The sequence below is a fragment of the Paenibacillus brevis genome (genome assembly GCF_018919145.1).
GTDB classification, from domain to species: Bacteria; Bacillota; Bacilli; order Paenibacillales; family Paenibacillaceae; genus Fontibacillus; species Fontibacillus brevis.
In genome coordinates this window covers 120847-137505 of record NZ_JAHLQJ010000001.1, presented here as the reverse complement: position 1 = coordinate 137505, position 16659 = coordinate 120847, and the positions used below count along the sequence as shown (strand labels likewise).

At 49.2% G+C, this 16659-nt stretch carries 13 protein-coding genes; 10 read left to right on the top strand and 3 right to left on the bottom strand.

The window, feature by feature from the left end:
- The first annotated feature begins 71 nt into the window (after positions 1–71).
- From KQJ23_RS00735 to KQJ23_RS00725, 3 genes are all read left to right on the top strand, one after another.
- Positions 72–2156, top strand: a complete 2085-nt coding sequence (locus tag KQJ23_RS00735) for a methyl-accepting chemotaxis protein (RefSeq protein ID WP_216476673.1) — start codon at positions 72–74, stop codon at positions 2154–2156.
- Positions 2157–2306: 150 nt separating this feature from the next.
- The gene (locus KQJ23_RS00730) at positions 2307–3770 is read left to right on the top strand and encodes a glycoside hydrolase family 32 protein (protein ID WP_216476672.1); all 1464 of its coding nucleotides are present in this window, start codon (positions 2307–2309) and stop codon (positions 3768–3770) included.
- Positions 3771–4016: 246 nt separating this feature from the next.
- Positions 4017–5708, top strand: coding sequence for a glycoside hydrolase family 13 protein (locus KQJ23_RS00725; protein ID WP_216476671.1), 1692 nt, complete (start codon positions 4017–4019; stop codon positions 5706–5708).
- A gap of 54 nt (positions 5709–5762) precedes the next feature.
- Here KQJ23_RS00725 and KQJ23_RS00720 read toward each other — a convergent pair whose 3' ends face one another.
- Complete coding sequence (locus KQJ23_RS00720; RefSeq protein ID WP_249529407.1) at positions 5763–7475, bottom strand: alpha-amylase family glycosyl hydrolase; 1713 nt, start codon at positions 7473–7475, stop codon at positions 5763–5765.
- Between the two features lie 349 nt (positions 7476–7824).
- Here KQJ23_RS00720 and KQJ23_RS00715 point away from each other — a divergent pair, with 349 nt between their 5' ends.
- The 3 genes from KQJ23_RS00715 (at position 7825) to KQJ23_RS00705 (ending at position 10822) form a co-directional block, all read left to right on the top strand.
- Complete coding sequence (locus KQJ23_RS00715; RefSeq protein WP_216476670.1) at positions 7825–9219, top strand: L-cystine transporter; 1395 nt, start codon at positions 7825–7827, stop codon at positions 9217–9219.
- 242 nt (positions 9220–9461) lie between these two features.
- Positions 9462–9896, top strand: a complete 435-nt coding sequence (locus tag KQJ23_RS00710; protein WP_044480346.1) for an NfeD family protein — start codon at positions 9462–9464, stop codon at positions 9894–9896.
- Positions 9896–10822 (top strand): SPFH domain-containing protein, encoded by a 927-nt coding sequence (locus KQJ23_RS00705; RefSeq protein ID WP_044480345.1) that lies wholly within the window; start codon positions 9896–9898, stop codon positions 10820–10822. The genes KQJ23_RS00710 and KQJ23_RS00705 overlap by 1 nt, the downstream gene beginning before the upstream one ends.
- 747 nt (positions 10823–11569) lie before the next feature.
- Here KQJ23_RS00705 and KQJ23_RS00700 read toward each other — a convergent pair.
- Positions 11570–12235, bottom strand: a complete 666-nt coding sequence (locus KQJ23_RS00700; RefSeq protein ID WP_216476669.1) for a PspA/IM30 family protein — start codon at positions 12233–12235, stop codon at positions 11570–11572.
- A gap of 29 nt (positions 12236–12264) precedes the next feature.
- On the bottom strand, positions 12265–12489 hold the full coding sequence (locus KQJ23_RS00695) for a PspC domain-containing protein (RefSeq protein WP_216476668.1): 225 nt from the start codon (positions 12487–12489) through the stop codon (positions 12265–12267).
- 269 nt (positions 12490–12758) lie between these two features.
- On the opposite strand from KQJ23_RS00695, the gene KQJ23_RS00690 reads away from it, so the two are divergent.
- The 4 genes from KQJ23_RS00690 to KQJ23_RS00675 all read left to right on the top strand — a co-directional run bounded on the left by KQJ23_RS00690 (position 12759) and on the right by KQJ23_RS00675 (position 16471).
- Positions 12759–13298, top strand: a complete 540-nt coding sequence (locus tag KQJ23_RS00690; protein ID WP_216476667.1) for a flavodoxin family protein — start codon at positions 12759–12761, stop codon at positions 13296–13298.
- A 154-nt stretch (positions 13299–13452) separates the two neighbouring features.
- Positions 13453–14187: a glycerophosphodiester phosphodiesterase gene (locus KQJ23_RS00685; RefSeq protein WP_216476666.1), complete on the top strand. Its 735-nt coding sequence runs from the start codon at positions 13453–13455 to the stop codon at positions 14185–14187.
- 17 nt (positions 14188–14204) lie between these two features.
- Positions 14205–15404, top strand: coding sequence for an SLC45 family MFS transporter (locus tag KQJ23_RS00680; RefSeq protein ID WP_216476665.1), 1200 nt, complete (start codon positions 14205–14207; stop codon positions 15402–15404).
- Positions 15405–15493: 89 nt separating this feature from the next.
- Positions 15494–16471, top strand: coding sequence for a diaminopimelate dehydrogenase (locus KQJ23_RS00675; protein WP_216476664.1), 978 nt, complete (start codon positions 15494–15496; stop codon positions 16469–16471).
- Positions 16472–16659: the final 188 nt, after the last annotated feature.

Below are 16659 nucleotides of genomic sequence, written 5' to 3'. Positions count from 1 at the left end.
GCTATACCCTTTTTTTAATACATAACGATATTCAAGAGATGTTAAGAGCTGAGAAAAAGGGGAGACACAGGATGAAGCTGCAGTTCAAATCCGTGGGCACGAAAGTGTCTATGATTCTCTTTGTTACGGTTGTTCTTTTGTCAGCAATACTCGGTTACAGTTCATACTTGATGTCGAAGGAGATCATCCGCGGGCAGGTGGGTCTGGCATCATCCCAGGCGATTGAGCAAGCGGCCGACAAGCTGGATTTCTTGTTCACACAGTATGAATCCTCCTCCAGACAGCTGGCGGTAGACCAAGCATTAAAAAGCGACTTGGAAGCGGTTGCGGACGCAAGTATCGATATTATCAAGAAGACTGCCGCCGAAACCCGGATCAAGAATAAGCTGGATGCATTGAAGGGCTCCGACAGCCGGCTGACAGGCATACGTCTGATAAACCGCATGGATATGTCCAAGACTTATTTTTCCTCCGGCGCTAGCGGAACTCAGACCACGGAGGCCACCAAGTCCCGAATTCAGAGCATTGTGGATGCAGGCGGCAAGCCGGTCTGGATTCCTGGGCTGCAGAAGGGCTTCTTCGAGTCATCCAATGAGCCGACGATTACGATGGGACGGCTGTTGCAAAACTTAAACAATCAAGGGGCGGAGTATGTGCTGCTCATTGAGATTAAGAGCGAAGCCATCACCGAGAGCTTAGTGAATTTGAAGATTGGAAATGGCGGTGAAGTCCGGATTGTGACCCCTGAGCATGTGATCGTGCATGCTTCCGACAAGAATCTCCTGGAGACGCAATCCTACATTACAGTCAACGAGGAGCAGATCAGCAAGGGGGAATCCTTCACCGAGAAGGATGAGGCGGGGACGAATCAGCTTGTTGTCTTCCGTCAGCTGCAATCTGTCAATTGGCTGCTGATCGGTTATGCACCGGAAAGTGATTTCCTGAGCGCGGCGGACAAGCTGATCGGAGTTACGCTGTATGTGCTGATTGCCTCTATTCTGGTGGCTTTGGCCATCGGTTACTATTTGTACCGGATGGTCGGAAAGCCGCTGCAGAAGCTCTCGACACTGATGGAGCAGGGAGAGCAAGGGAATCTGAAGGTGCGTGCGGGCTTTAAAGGGAAAGATGAAATCGGGCGGCTCGGCCACAGCTTTAACCGGATGCTGGAGCAGATTTCGTTGCTGGTGGAGCATACCCAGGGCACGACAGTAGAATTGTTGTCCACCGCAGAGAATTTGTCGAAGGCTTCTCGGGATACCGCGCATACCGCGCAAGAAATTGCCATGGCAACGGGAGAAATTGCTCGCGGAGCCTCCAGCTTGGCCGGAGAGGCGGAAAAAGGAACCGAATTGGCCGAGGAGATTGGCGTTCAGATGAACCGTGTGGTCGAGCTTAATACGACGATGGATCAATCGGCAGGGCGGGTCATTGAAGTCAGCCGCCAGGGTCAGGAATACATGGAGCATCTGGTTGAAAAGACGGAATCTGTCTCTCGAATGACAAGCCTCATTGAGGACAATTCCGATAAATTGAGCAAGAGCACCTATTCGATACGTAATATCTTGGCACCGATGATCGAGATGACCAAGCAGACCAATATCCTGTCACTCAATGCTTCGATTGAAGCCTCCCGGGCAGGGGCGGCAGGCAAAGGCTTCATTGTCATTGCCGATGAGATTCGGAAGCTGTCGATGGCTTCCAATGACTCTATCCAGAATGTATCCGCCATGACCGAGGAGATTCAGGAGGCGATTGCCGCCACCGTGCACGTGCTTGGCGAAGTCACGCCGATGTTCGCAGAACAGCTCGAGTCTGTGAAGGAAGCCTCGTCGATCTTCCAGAACGTTAGCAGGGAAATGAACAGCTTCATTGAAGAAATCGATAGCTCTTCGGCTTCCGTGAAGGAATTAATCCAGTCCCAATCACAATTAAGGGACTTTATCACAAATGTCAGCTCTGTGGTGCAGCAGACGAACGCTTCAACAGAGGAGGTGGCTTCGGTTGCCTCGGAGCAGCATGGAGTCAGTGAAGAGCTTGTTAAGCTCTCCAATCGCTTGGAGGAGCTGTCGGAATCCCTGAAGCAGTCGCTTGGTGTGTTTCAAGTGGAAGAAAGTGAAGCAGCCAAGCCCGGTGCAGAACGTCCAGAGCAAACTTAATAATAGTAGAAACTCTTTAAGTCCGTCACTATTTAAGTGGCGGGCTTTGCTTTTTCCCTAAGTGAAGGCGTCTCGAAAAATGAATTGAAACGCTTTCAATGCGATGCTATAGTTATCGCAAAGAAAGAGAAAGAAAGGAGCTATCCATTCATGTTCAGACCCGGTTTCCACTTTTCAGTACCGTCCAATTGGATGAACGATCCGAACGGATTGGTCTATTATGAAGGGAAGTATCATCTGTTCTACCAGCATCATCCCTACAGTACAGACTGGGGAACCATGCACTGGGGGCATGCTGCCAGCGATGATCTGGTTCACTGGGAGGATAAACCCATTGCTTTGTTTCCGGATGAGCACGGAACCATATTTTCCGGAAGCTGTGTGGTCGATTGGCATAATAGCAGCGGCTTCTTTGCCGAGGGAACCCATGGACTTGTTGCAATCTTTACGCACAACGATACTTATCCTGGAAGCGGTCAGCCCCGACAGCGGCAGAGTCTCGCATACAGCAGCGATAAAGGGGAAACTTGGAGCTTTTATTCGGGCAATCCGGTTCTTTCAGAGCCAACTCTGATTGATTTCCGAGATCCAAAGGTGTTCTGGCATTCGCCAAGCAGTCATTGGGTGATGGTGCTTGCTGCTGGAGATCGAATACAGCTCTATAGATCGGAGAATTTGCGCGATTGGAAGCTGGCGAGCGAATTTGGCGCAGGTGAAGGCTCGCATAGGGGAGTATGGGAATGCCCGGACCTGTTCGAATTGCCCGTAGATGACGGAGAACGCACGAAGTGGGTGCTGATTGTGAGTGTCGGAGGGGATCAGGACTGTCCGGAAGGCTCGCATACGCAATATTTTATCGGGGAGTTTGACGGAATCCGATTTGTTAATGATTATTCGCCGGAACATGTCTTGCGGTTGGATCAGGGTCGTGATCATTATGCCGGGGTCACCTATTCCGATATTCCGGATGCAGATGGCAGGCGTATCCTTATTGGCTGGATGACTAATTTGAGGTACGCAGGCAATACACCGACAGGGACGTGGCGGGGCGCAATGACCTTGCCAAGAGTGCTGACATTGGTGACAGTGGAGGGTGAAATCGTCCTGAAGCAATCACCCGTTCATGAGCTTATGCAACTGAGAAACGGAGCTGCTAATTGGAACGATATTACCGTAAGCGCAGAAGTACCTCTAGAGGTTGATACAGAGACGGAGTTGCTTGAGTTGGAGATAGAGATGGATATTTCTTCTGATCAAGAGCTTCAGGTCAAAGTACAGTCGTCTCAGGCATGCGAGACGATCATCGGATATGACCCGGGAAGCCAACGGCTGTTCATTGATCGTACGCATTCCGGCCATATCGATGTTCACCCTGATTTTGCAATCAAGCATAACGCGCCATTGGCACCGAAGAACGGTAAGATCAAGCTGCAGCTTTGGGTGGATCGCAGTGCGGTAGAAGTGTACGCGAATGACGGAATCGTGGTGATGACCGATTTGATTTTTCCAATATCACCCGTGAATCGTCTATGGATTGGAACGAATGCTGGACCCGTGCTGTTAACTTCGCTCAAGCTACATACATTGGAATCACTCCGGGATGCAGACAGTTAAAGTAAAAAAAAGGAACAGCGAATAGGAAGAGCAAATAATAATCAGGATAAAGCACCGGGATGTCAAGCAGATCGCCCAAATGACATTCCGGTCTTTTTCGAGCTCTTGCGCAAACGATTGCGCAAAACAAAAGAAACCGCTATAATAAGTTGGACACAACAGCCGCAGGTTGAATGCCAATACAGATAGCGGGCAACCCTGAAGATACCGGCATAGAGAAAGAGATTTGAGGAGTGAAGAAACGGCATGAAGAGAACATGGTGGAAAGAGGCAACAGCCTATCAAATTTATCCGCGGAGCTTCATGGACAGCAACGGGGACGGAATCGGCGATCTGCGCGGTATTATATCCAAGTTGGATTATCTGAAGGAGCTGGGGATCGGGATTATCTGGATATGTCCGATCTACAAATCACCCAATGATGATAATGGGTACGATGTGTCGGACTATCAGGATATTATGGATGAATTCGGTACGATGGAGGATTTTGACGACCTGCTAAAAGAGGTTCATGCAAAAGGTATGCGGTTAATCATGGACTTGGTTGTCAACCATACCTCGGACGAACATCCGTGGTTTATTGAATCGCGTTCCTCGCTTGATAATCCGAAGCGGGATTATTATATTTGGGCTGATCCGAAGGACGGCAGAGAGCCGAATAATTGGGCCAGCTTGTTCGGAGGATCGATTTGGGAATATGACGAGCACACCGGACAATACTTTATGCATGTATTTTCCAGACGTCAGCCGGATCTGAACTGGGAAAATCCCGAGATGCGCCGGGGAATTTACGAAATGATCAACTGGTGGCTCGAAAAAGGAATTGACGGCTTCCGTGTCGATGCCATCTCCCATATCAAGAAGACGGCGGGATTCCCCGATATGCCTAATCCGGGCAAGCTTCGATATCTCCCTTCAGAGGCGGGCCATATGAACCGTGAAGGGATTCATGAGCTGCTGTCCGAGCTGAAGAAGGCGACTTTCGATAAGCATGACATTATGACTGTCGGGGAAGCAAGCGGGGTGAAGGCATCGGAAGCGGATCATTGGGTTGGTGAAGAGCGCGGGAAATTCAATATGATTTTTCAATTTGAGCACATGGGACTCTGGCAAAAAAGCTTGGATAACGGACTCGATCTGCCTCGCCTGAAGCAGGTGCTTACCAAGTGGCAGAAAGGGCTTGAAGGAACCGGATGGAATGCCTTATTCCTTGAAAATCATGATCAGCCCCGTTCTGTATCGACTTGGGGCAATGACAGCAACTTCCGGAATGAATCCGCGAAGGCGCTGGCTACGATGTATTTTCTGATGCAAGGTACGCCGTTTATTTATCAGGGACAGGAGATTGGCATGACGAATGTACAATTCCCTTCCATTGAAGATTATAATGATGTCTCGATGAAGAACTGGTATCGGATCGAGAAGGAGAACGGCAAGAGTCATGAGGAGATTATGCCGGTCATCTGGAAGAACGGGCGGGATAATTCCAGAACGCCAATGCAATGGAACAGCACTCCGCAGGCTGGATTTACAACGGGTACTCCATGGATGAAGGTTAATCCAAATTATGTGGATATCAATGTAGAGTCGTCCCTGCGTGATCCGGATTCTATCTATCATTATTTCAAGAGCTTGATCGCACTTCGCAATGCCCATGATACTGCCGTATACGGGAACTATAACTTGCTGCTTGCAGAGGATGAGCAAATATATGCTTATACTCGCACACTGGATTCGGAGCGTCTTCTGATCATTACGAACCTTTCGAGTTCCCCGGCGGTCTTTACGATTTCTCCTGAGCTGCTGAACAGAGAGATGAAGGCTGATCTGCTCCTTGCCAACTATGGAGAGCAGGCGAAAAGCGGCATAGATCTGCAGGAACTGCTACAATTAACGCTCCGCCCTTATGAAGCTCGAGTATATAGGCTGCCAGTATAATAGGTCATACAAAGAATGGACGTCCGGGCAAACAGCCTGAACGTCCATTTTCAATTATTGAAGGACGGTTGTAGTGTAGCCTGGAATGACAAGCTGATTGCCGCTGAGCTCGACACCTTCCCTTGTGGTTCCGGCAATTTTCGAGAATACTTGCTCTTCATCAGCTTCGAGAAGAAGGGTCTGTTCCTTGCCGGTAAGGTTATGAAGTACCAGAACCGATTCCTGATCATTCTGACGAAGGTAAGCAATTACACCGTCATGGCCTGAATCGAATTCCTTAACAGATCCATCCTTCAATGCGCTGCTGACATTGCGCAGGGCGATTAATTTCCGGTAATGAGACAGTAAGGAATCCGGTTCCTGCAGCTGTTCCTCGACGCTGGTTCCGGGCTTTCCGGTATTGAATTGAACAGGTTCCCAGGTGGTCTGCCCAGTCCCGGTACCGCCTGCATGCCACTGCATCGGCTCGCGAATGCTCTCGTCGGGCTTGGCGCCGGTCATGCCGATTTCTTCTCCGTAATAGATGAACGGATTCCCCGGCAGTGTGAGCATTAATCCGGCTGCCATCTTGGCATGATCCGCATTTCCTTCCAGTTGAGTCATCACCCGGTTCATATCATGATTGGTCAGAAAGGTGGCATCAACGAACTGACCCCTCGATTTTTCTTCAAACAGCTTATAAGTTCTTTCAAGGGTGAAGGCAATGTTATTATCCTTCTCCTGCTTGGCTGCGCTTAGAATCGTCTCAGCCAGTCCGAAGTTAAAGCCGGAATCCAGAGCGGAATTTAAATAATTCGCAATCAGAGCCGGTGAAGGATCCCATACCTCGCCGACGAGATAAGCATCAGGGTTGACTTCCAGCATACTGCTGCGGAATTCTTGCCACCATGACACATTCTTGTCAGTGGTCTCTTGCCCTTTATCGGTAATCAGATCCTCATAAATATGCTTGGCTGCATCGAGCCGGAATCCATCCAGTCCCAAATCCAGCCAGAATTGTCCGATCTCCTTCATCTCCTGACGAACCTCAGGATTATCGAAGTTCAAATCAGGCATGCCTTCCCAAAAAATTCCCATATAGTGGTCGCCTCGCGCTGTATGCCACGGACTTCCGCTTCCGGCAGCACTGGAACCTCCGGTCTTGCGGTTCTGATCTTCCGCCCAGATGTACCAGTCGCGATACGGACTGTTCTTGTCCGCTGCCGCCTCCAGAAACCAAGGGTGCTCTTTGCTCGTATGGTTCACGACCAGATCCATAATAACCTTGATGCCGCGCTTGTGAGCTTCATCGAGAAATTCCTTGAAATCCTCCATCGTCCCATAATCAGGATGAATAGCACGGTAGTCGGTTACATCGTACCCGTGATAGCTGGGGGAAGGATTGATAGGCATAAGCCAAATTCCTTCGATGCCAAGATCATTGTCTGTATCGGGGTTGCCGTCATTCAGATAATCCAATTTTTCAATGAGACCCTTGAAGTCACCAATCCCATCTCCGTCCGAATCATAAAAGGAACGGACAAATATCTCATAATATACGTCTGAAGGCTGGGTGCCGAGCACCGATAGAGAGCTACCGCCAGGGGCAGATTCGGAATTTCCCGGCGAATTTGTCTGTTGCATGCCGTTCGCGGAGTCCACCGGGGCGGAATTATTTTCCTGATTGCTATGGCCTCCGGAAGTACATCCTGTTAATATCATTATGACCAGGATAGCGCTTCCAAGCCATTTGAGATATCTAGGCTTTGTATTTTTTTTACGATTCATTATGAGAGTTGCCTCCATTCAAGTTAGCATTCTATGTCCATCATAACTGAATAACTCGTTTTGTTAAAACGTTTGCACAACCGTAATTCGGGCTATTAAAGCAAATTGTCTGTTAAAACCACAAATTATTGGGTAAAGGTTAATATTATTAGTCTTTACTTTTAAATCCTGCATTTATGTACTCTCTTCAAATCAAGATTTATAATAGATCATTACAAATGAATTAATCCTATCCATTTAGTATGATATGTGCTAAGATAACAGCGGAACAGATCAACTTATTCCTCACACCAAGAGTCAGGTTGCTAATCCGTACAGTTCATAATAATTTTGCAGGGGGAGTATTAAGATGGCTACATTACAAGTTATCCTGAATATTGCAGTAATGCTGGTACTGCTTGGCGTACTGGTATGGATGCAAAAGAAGCATATCTCATTTACGAAGCGGGTCTTCACCGGTCTCGGACTAGGTTTGGTGTTCGGTGTGATTCTGCAGCTGGTATACAATGCAGACTCTGAGGTGCTTGCAAAGTCCACCGACTGGTTCAATTTGGTCGGACGGGGATATGTCGGCTTGCTGCAAATGATAGTGATTCCTTTGATCATGGTATCGATTATTTCGGCGATTGCGAAGTTGAAGGGCAAGCAAAATCTGGGCAAGATCAGCGGCCTTATCATCGCAGTGCTATTAATTACCACGGCGATTGCAGCTTCGGTCAGCATCATTACGAGTATTGGCTTCGATTTGAAGGCCATTGAGATTGAAGCGGGAGAAGCGGAACAAGCGCGCGGTGTTACATTGGAAGAACGTGCGGGATCGGTCGCGAATAAATCTATTCCCCAGCAAGTATTGGACTTTATTCCAACAAACCCGTTTGCAGATATGACGGGTGCCCGCAGCACCTCCACACTGGCAGTGGTTATCTTCTCGGCATTTATCGGGGTAGCCGTACTTGGATTGGATAAGAAAAAGCCGGAGCAAGCGGACACCTTCCGCAAATTGGTTGACGCAGTCTACGCGGTTGTTATGCGGATCGTAACGCTTGTGCTGAGGCTGACGCCGTACGGAATTCTGGCCTTGATCACAAACACCGTGGCAACAACCAATCCGGAAGAGATTTTGAAGCTGATCAAGTTTGTTGGTGCTTCTTATGTAGCGCTTATCGTCATGTTCATCATCCATCTGATTCTGCTCGCGTTGTTCGGGTATAATCCGGTGCAGTATGTTAGAAAAGTATTGCCAACACTGATCTTTGCATTCACCTCGCGCTCAAGTGCAGCGACTATTCCGCTTAACGTAGAGACGCAAACGAAACGCCTTGGCGTGCCAGACGGCATCGCTAACCTGTCTGCTTCCTTCGGAGCAACCATCGGCCAGAACGGCTGCGCAGGGATCTATCCTGCCATGCTGGCTGTGATGATCGCACCAACCGTCGGTATCGATCCGTTGAGCTGGGACTTTATCCTGACGTTGATTCTGGTGGTCACCATCAGTTCGTTCGGCGTAGCCGGCGTCGGCGGGGGCGCAACCTTTGCCTCGCTGATTGTCTTGTCTACGATGAACCTGCCGGTTGCACTCGCCGGTCTGTTGATTTCGGTTGAGCCGTTGATCGACATGGGGCGTACTGCCTTGAATGTCAACGATTCGATCACAGCCGGTGTCATTACGGGCAAGATTCTGGGCGAGAATGACCAGGATGTATTCAAACAAAATGTAGATCTGGATAGCGCTGTACAGGCGTAAAAGGGTCGAGCAAGGAATTTTACAAATGAATTAATGCCCCTTTAATGGAGCGTTGAACAACTAAGTTGCGAGCTGGCGTCGGTACTAAATCGGCGTCAGCTTATTTCGTTTCTGCCGTTACCCTTTACCGTTTCTTCCCTGTCATCCGATAAATAGCTTGCTAAAGAAAGAAATTCCTGATACTTTTTTGTTCGAGCCTCGTATATATTACTATCATGCGGAAAGGTGGTGCATCTAACACAATGGATGCATGGATTGTATGGTTGATAGCCGCAGGTATCATATTGGTGCTTGAAATGTTTACGCTGACCTTTTATATGCTCTGGTTCTGTATAGGAGCCCTGGTAGCAGCGTTAGTGGCATGGATTGCCCCGGATGCATATTTGCTCCAGGTAGTGGCTGGAAGTATCGTGACGCTCGTGCTGACGATCTTCACCAAGCCAATTTCCAAAAAGGTTCGGAGTTCCAAAGGATTTCAGGACACGGGTACCGAATTAGTAGGAAGACAGGGAGTTGTCGTCGACCCGATCGAGCCGGGACAGTACGGAATCGTTAAGGTCGGGAGCGACACGTGGAGTGCCGTATCAGCTCAGTTGCTGGCTAAAGATGAGCGGGTAAGGGTGATTTCACGGAGCAGTACGATTATCGAAGTAGAACGATGGGAGGAATTCACTTAATGGAATGGGCTATTATTGCGGTCATTGCTATTGTTGTCGTCGTCTTTGTCTCACTAACCATCAAGATTGTACCGCAACAGCGGGTTGGAGTTGTGGAACGTCTGGGTAGATTCCACAGATTGATGAGTCCGGGTCTGAATATCCTGATTCCGGTTATCGATCAGGTGCGTACGTACCATGACTTGCGGATTCAACAAGCCAATGTACCGCCACAGACCGTAATCACAAAGGATAACGTGCAGGTTCAGATTGACACGATTATTTTCTATCAAGTTGTAGGTCCGGAACAAGCCACTTATGGTATCTCCGATTATGTATACGGGGTCCGCAACATTTCGACAGCAACCATGCGGCAAATTATCGGTAAGATGGAGCTGGACGAAACGTTGTCCGGACGTGAAAAAATCTCCTCCGATATCCGTATTGCGCTGGATGAAGCAACCGAAAAATGGGGCGTACGGATTGAACGCGTAGAAGTCATCGATATTAAGCCGCCGCTTGATATTCAGGAAGCGATGGATAAGCAAATGAAGGCTGAACGTAACAAACGTGCGATTGTCCTTGAAGCGGAAGCTGCTAAGCAAGACATGATCCTGCGTGCTGAAGGGGATAAGCAAAGTAAGATCCTTAAGGCGGAAGGTGACAAGGAAGCACGGATTCGCGAAGCGGAAGGCTTGCGCCAAGCGCAAGAACTGGAAGCCCTCGGGGAAGCCAAGGCGATCGAAGCCGTTGCTGCTGCCGAACAGGCGCGGATCGAAATGCTGCGTAACGCGGCTCTGAATGAACAAGTCCTTGCTTACCAGTCCTTTGAAGCGCTTAAAGAAGTGGCTAAGGGACCTGCTAACAAAATCTTCATCCCTTCGAATGCGGTGGAGACGCTGGGCAGTCTCGGCGCAATGGGTGAACTGTTCAAGAGCGGCAAGTAAAATTTTATTTCACGCTATTAAATAGAAGCATAGCCGTCAGGGGAATTTCTCTGAATGGCTATGCTTCTTCGTTTACCGCTGTTGCATTTACTTGGTGATGCGAAGACTTGCTATGCTCTTGCAGGAAAAGCGCGTAACAGCGGAATATAGTTAAACATTGGAGGGCGAATTAGATGAGGCAACCCTTCACACTTATGCCCTGACTACCTCGCCTTTGCAGTTTAACTGCAATGCAATTTGCACGGGGCTTCGCTTAAGCTGCACTGCTATATCTTTCGCCTTGGTGTCTATTTACTGTTTGTAATCCATCAGGCATCAAGATGCTATGCTGATGTGAACGAGCCTGTAGACTAAGCAAGTGATTCTGGTGCATTCTGCCATGCCTCCGACGTGCGGAGGAGCGGGTGGAGCTACTAAAGTGCATTCAACACCTATAAAGCCGAACAAAAGAGACTGCATAAAAGGGCATAAGTGTGAAGTGTGCTGTAGAAACGGAGTGTTCGCCTTTGCGAGTGGATTTCCTCCTTGTTATGGCTTATTCAATCAAGAAATCCGTGAGCAACAGCGATAGTAAGCACACTTCACATGTCGCCCCAGCAACGCAGAATTATTGGACGGCTTTTTTTGGCTATCGGTGAATCGTATTGCTTAACACTTGCAAGATAACGCGCAAAGAAGCCGCACCGGAGGTCGTGAATCAAACCATCCGGCACAGCCTCTGAATTAACGCGCGCCTCTGAATTAACCTTATTTACGGCTGTTCAGTTGATCCTTAAGCCGCTCAAGTTCATCATTTACGGCGGAGTTGTCTTCTAGAGATGAAGAGCCTTCGGAGCCTGTGCCCGTCGTTCCTCTGAGCTGACTGCCGGCTTCCCATTCCAGAATCTTCTCTTCCATGCGCTCGAATCCGCGGGCGGCTGCTCCTGTCTCAAGGCCGGAGCTGAAGTTCGGACGTTGTGCCTGGTTCTGTTCTTCAACCTTGCGAGCGCGGGCCGCCAGCTCATTGCGCTTCTCCTTCAAGCGTGCATACTCCTGCTTGCCTTCCTCCAGGCGAATCTCAAGCTCAACCACCCGGCTGCGAGCTTGTGAAGCCTCTTCGCCGTATTGCTCGGCCAGCTCTTCATGGCGGATCTTTGCTGCTGCGGCAGCGCGGGCCCTCACATCGTCACCGGACTCCAGAGCTGCCAGTGCTTGTGCTTCGCTATAGCGTGCGGCTTCCAGGGCATCCTGCTGTTTGCGTTCCTGGATGCTGATATTCATGCGCTGCTCCTTCAAGAGCTTCTCGGCAATCTGAAGGTCTTCCTCCAGATTCCGCAAATATTGTCCAGTCATCAATACTGGATTCTCCAGCTTATTCAAAGCTTCATGCAAGGTAGCCTTTGTTAAATTGGAAATTCGATCAAATAAACTCATTTTTATACACTCCTTTTGATAATATAGAATTAGAACTGGTTGAATGGATCATCATAGCTGTAAAAGCCGGTTGGCTCCTTCGGTACGATCAAGCTGGCAATCAAGTAGATAAGGATCGTCGTGCCGAAGCTGCATATACCCAGCACGACGGCGATCAGGCGGACGACTGTCGAGTCAACTCCGAGGAAGCTTGCAAGCCCGCCGCAAAGGCCGGAGATCTGCTTGTCGGTCGAGGAACGAAATAATTTTTTCATAAGTGACACTCGCTTTCTTAGTTTATTTAAAAGGGATGGTTTGCGGTTCGTTTGTTATTCATGTCTTTATTCTACCGATTTCCGGGTCCCGGCATAACAGGCTGCAGACGGTTTTTGAACTGGACCTAAGGCCAGTAGCGACCTCGTCGCAGGGTCGGGAAAGATCGGTGAAGCGCCATGAGGATCGGTAAAGACGTTATGTCGGAAGGGCCGCAAACCGTTGTACGGCCAGGGTGGATTTCATTACAAGCAGGAGGATGTGGAGAAAAATGAGTATTTTGGTGCTTCAGGGAAGTAGTCGAATGGATGGGAATACAGAGCAATTGACCAGGTTGGCTCTTGAGGGGATCCCTCATAAGCAGATTCTGCTTCGCGAGCTGTCCATTCTACCGATTCGGGACCAGCGGCATGAGCGGGGAGGATTTGATCCGGTGGATGACGATTATGAGTCGGTGATCATGGAGGTGCTTCGCCATGAGAAGATTATTTTCGCTACACCGGTGTATTGGTATACGATGTCGGGAGTGATGAAGAACTTTATAGATCGCTGGTCGCAGAGCCTGCGGAGTTCTGACTATGACTTCAAGGCGAGCATGGCACAAAAGAAGGCTTATGTCATTGCGGTCGGAGGAGATGATCCCCGTATAAAGGCGATGCCGCTAATTCAGCAGATGAAATATTGCTTCGAATTTGTCGGGATGTCATTCGAATCTTACGTTATCGGCAAAGCTAGCCGCCCGGGCGATATATTGCAGGATACCCGTGCGCTCTCTGATGCGATGCTGCTTAATCGGGAACTTAGCTCCTAGAGTAACGCCCGCTCCGGTCTATAGACCCTTGGCCTGATCTTCAGGTTGAGGGTCTTTATGTTTATATTCCGCTGACATTGCAGGATTATACTAAGGACGTGGATAATACATATTTTATAATCTTAAAAAGCAGATATATCGAGGAGGAGTTACTTTGTCTGATTTGATAAATTTCGCGCATCGAGGAGCAGCCGGACACCGCCCGGAAAATACGATGGTTTCTTTCCAATATGCTTTGGAGCTGGGAGCTACAGGGATAGAGACGGATGTGCATATGACCCGGGACGGGCATTTGGTACTGATCCATGATGAAACGCTGCAACGGACAGCAGAATCTCCGGCATGGGTGAAGGACGTTACGCTGGAGGAGCTGCGCCAGCTGGAGGCAGGGTCTTGGTACGATGAAAAGTACAGAGGGGAGCGTATCCCAACGCTGGAAGAGTTACTTGAGCTTGTCCGTCATGCAGAAAGACGAGTAGTGCTGAATTTGGAATTGAAGAACGGCCTGATTCAATATCCGGAACTGGAGCGGAAAGTGATCGATGCCGTGAGAGCTTATAAATTGTCTGAACAGACGGTAATTTCAAGCTTCAATCATTATTCTCTGGCGGAATGCAAAGCCTTGGCGCCGGAGATTAGAACCGGCATTCTCTATTCGGAGGGGCTTTATGAGCCTTGGAATTATGCCAAGTCGATCGGGGCTGAGGCATTGCACGCCATTCAATATGCTGTACGTCCGGAATTTGTCGCTGCGGCAACTGCTCATGGCGTAGTATATCATCCCTTTACTGTCAATGAAATTCACGAGATGACCGCGCTGATTCAGGCAGGTGTGGCCGGGATTATCACCGACTACCCTGATCGTCTGGCCGGCCTGCTGTCAAATTAAAACGGGAGCGTGAAGCAATGAAAAAAACATGGCTGCTGGGCCTTGGCTTCTTCAGTATCAGCTTGACCTGGGCATTGTATAATGCCTTTGTACCGTTGTTTTTGGATAACTATCTGAAAAGTGCGGCATTAATCGGGTTCATGATGACCATTGACAATTATTTTGCCATGTTTTTGCAGCCATGGATTGGACATCGCAGTGATAAAATTCGTACGCGCTTCGGGCGCCGCATGCCTTTCCTTCTGATCGGCATGCCGCTAGGAGCGGTGTTTGCTTCCTTGATTCCGCTACATAACAGCTTTGTGACGCTGGTGTTGTTCATGGTGCTGATGAACCTATCCATGAGTCTGTTCCGAGCCCCTACCGTAGCTCTGATGCCGGATATTACCCCGGAGGCCAAGCGGACCCGGGCCAACGGGATCATCAACTTTATGGGCGGGATCGGTTCGGTGCTGGCCTTTGGCGTCGGCTCCAAGCTCTATGGAATCGGCTCGTACGTGCCCTTTTTATTTGCGGGAATCACGATGCTGGTCTGTATGGTCGTATTGAAGGCGGTAATCAAGGAGCCCATTGTCACGGGGCTTGCGGGGTCTTCCGAGAGCGAGGCTCGTCCGCCAGTGCGTATTCGTATTAAGGATCAATTGGACCGGACGACCTTGTTTATCCTTGGCGCTATATTTTGCTGGTTTGTGGCTTATCAGGGCGTGGAGGCTTTGTTTACGTTATATGGAACGAAGCATATGGGCATGACGGATGGGGATGCCTCGTTTTCGCTGACATATTTCTCGCTGGCCTTCCTGATCTTTGCGCTGCCAAGCGGATGGCTCGGGGCTAAATTCGGCAAGAAGAAGGTTATCATGACCGGTGTTGCCGGGTTATTCCTTGTATTTGCTTCGATCGTCTTTCTCGACTCTATCCTGATGCTGCGGGTCATGCTGATTGTCGGCGGTGTTTTCTGGGCTTGCATTAATATCAATTCCTATCCTTGGGTGATTTCAACCGGTACAGAGGAAAGTATCGGGACGCGGACCGGGATCTATTATTTTGTCTCTTCGCTGGCGGCAATTACCTCCCCGCCCCTGCTAGGTTGGGTGATTGATGTGTTCGGATATTCGGCGCTGTTTGTCAGTGCCTCAGCAGGGCTGTTGTTGGCCCTATGCTTCCTTCTGGGCGCCTCCTCCGGAGAGCGAAGAGCAGAGGATCGCAGCGCCGCATAAGAAATTTGTTTACTTTTAGTGTAAACTATTTAAAAAGTTTGCTCGGTGCGCTAAAATGGGACATATTATTTTTGAAGGAGGACAAAGAAGTGACCAAAGCCATCAGAGCAGGAATTGTGGGTTATGGAAATTTGGGACGAGGCGTGGAGAAGGCAATTCGGCAAAACCCGGATTTCGAGCTTCGCGCTATTTTTTCCCGGAGACATCCAAATGAGGTGGCAGCGTCACAGGGCGTTGTTCATATTTCGGAAGTAGAAAAGTATAAAGGTGAAATTGATGTGCTTATTCTGTGCGGCGGTTCCGCAACCGATCTGCCAGAGCAGGGGCCGGAGTTGGCCGCTCTGTTCAATACGGTGGACAGCTTTGATACGCATGCCAAGATTCCCGCGTATTTCGAGCAAGTGAACGCAGCTGCGCTTCAAGGCGGAAATGTCAGCGTCATTTCAACGGGATGGGACCCGGGCTTGTTCTCGCTTAATCGCCTTCTGGCGGAAGCGGTGCTTCCTGAAGGCAAGGAATATACGTTCTGGGGGAAAGGCGTTAGTCAAGGTCATTCCGATGCTATCCGCCGCGTAGCGGGAGTGAAGAACGGCGTGCAGTATACGATTCCCGTCGAAGCGGCAGTGGAACGTGTTCGCCGTGGCGAAAATCCGGAGTTAACCACCCGTGAGAAGCATTTGCGTGAATGTTATGTCGTAACGGAGGAAGGCGCAGATCGGGCGCAGATCGAGCGTCAGATCAAAGAGATGCCTAACTATTTTGCCGACTACGATACCACCGTTCACTTTATCAGTGAAGAAGAACTGAAGCGTGACCACTCGGCCATGCCGCATGGGGGGACCGTGCTGCGCAGCGGCGTAACCGGTGAGAACAATAAGCAAATTGTTGAGTTCGGTTTGAAGCTGGACAGCAATCCGGAGTTCACGGCGAGCGTGTTGGTAGCTTATGCGCGTGCCGCTCATCGCTTATCCCAGGAAGGACAAAAAGGAGCCAAAACGGTATTTGATATTCCGTTCGGTTTATTGTCACAATTTTCGCCTGAAGAGCTGCGTCAAAGATTGCTGTAAGGTGTAATAGAATAGGTGCAAAACATACAACTAAAGGATCTCCTGTCAATGGATTGGGAGGTCCTTTATTTAATTTTAAAATACATACGTAAGTGATTATTATCACAAGAACCCGTGATGAATATGACAAATTTACGAACTAAAGGGGTTGGGGAGGGGTTTGTGAACAATTATCAAAATCGCCGAAA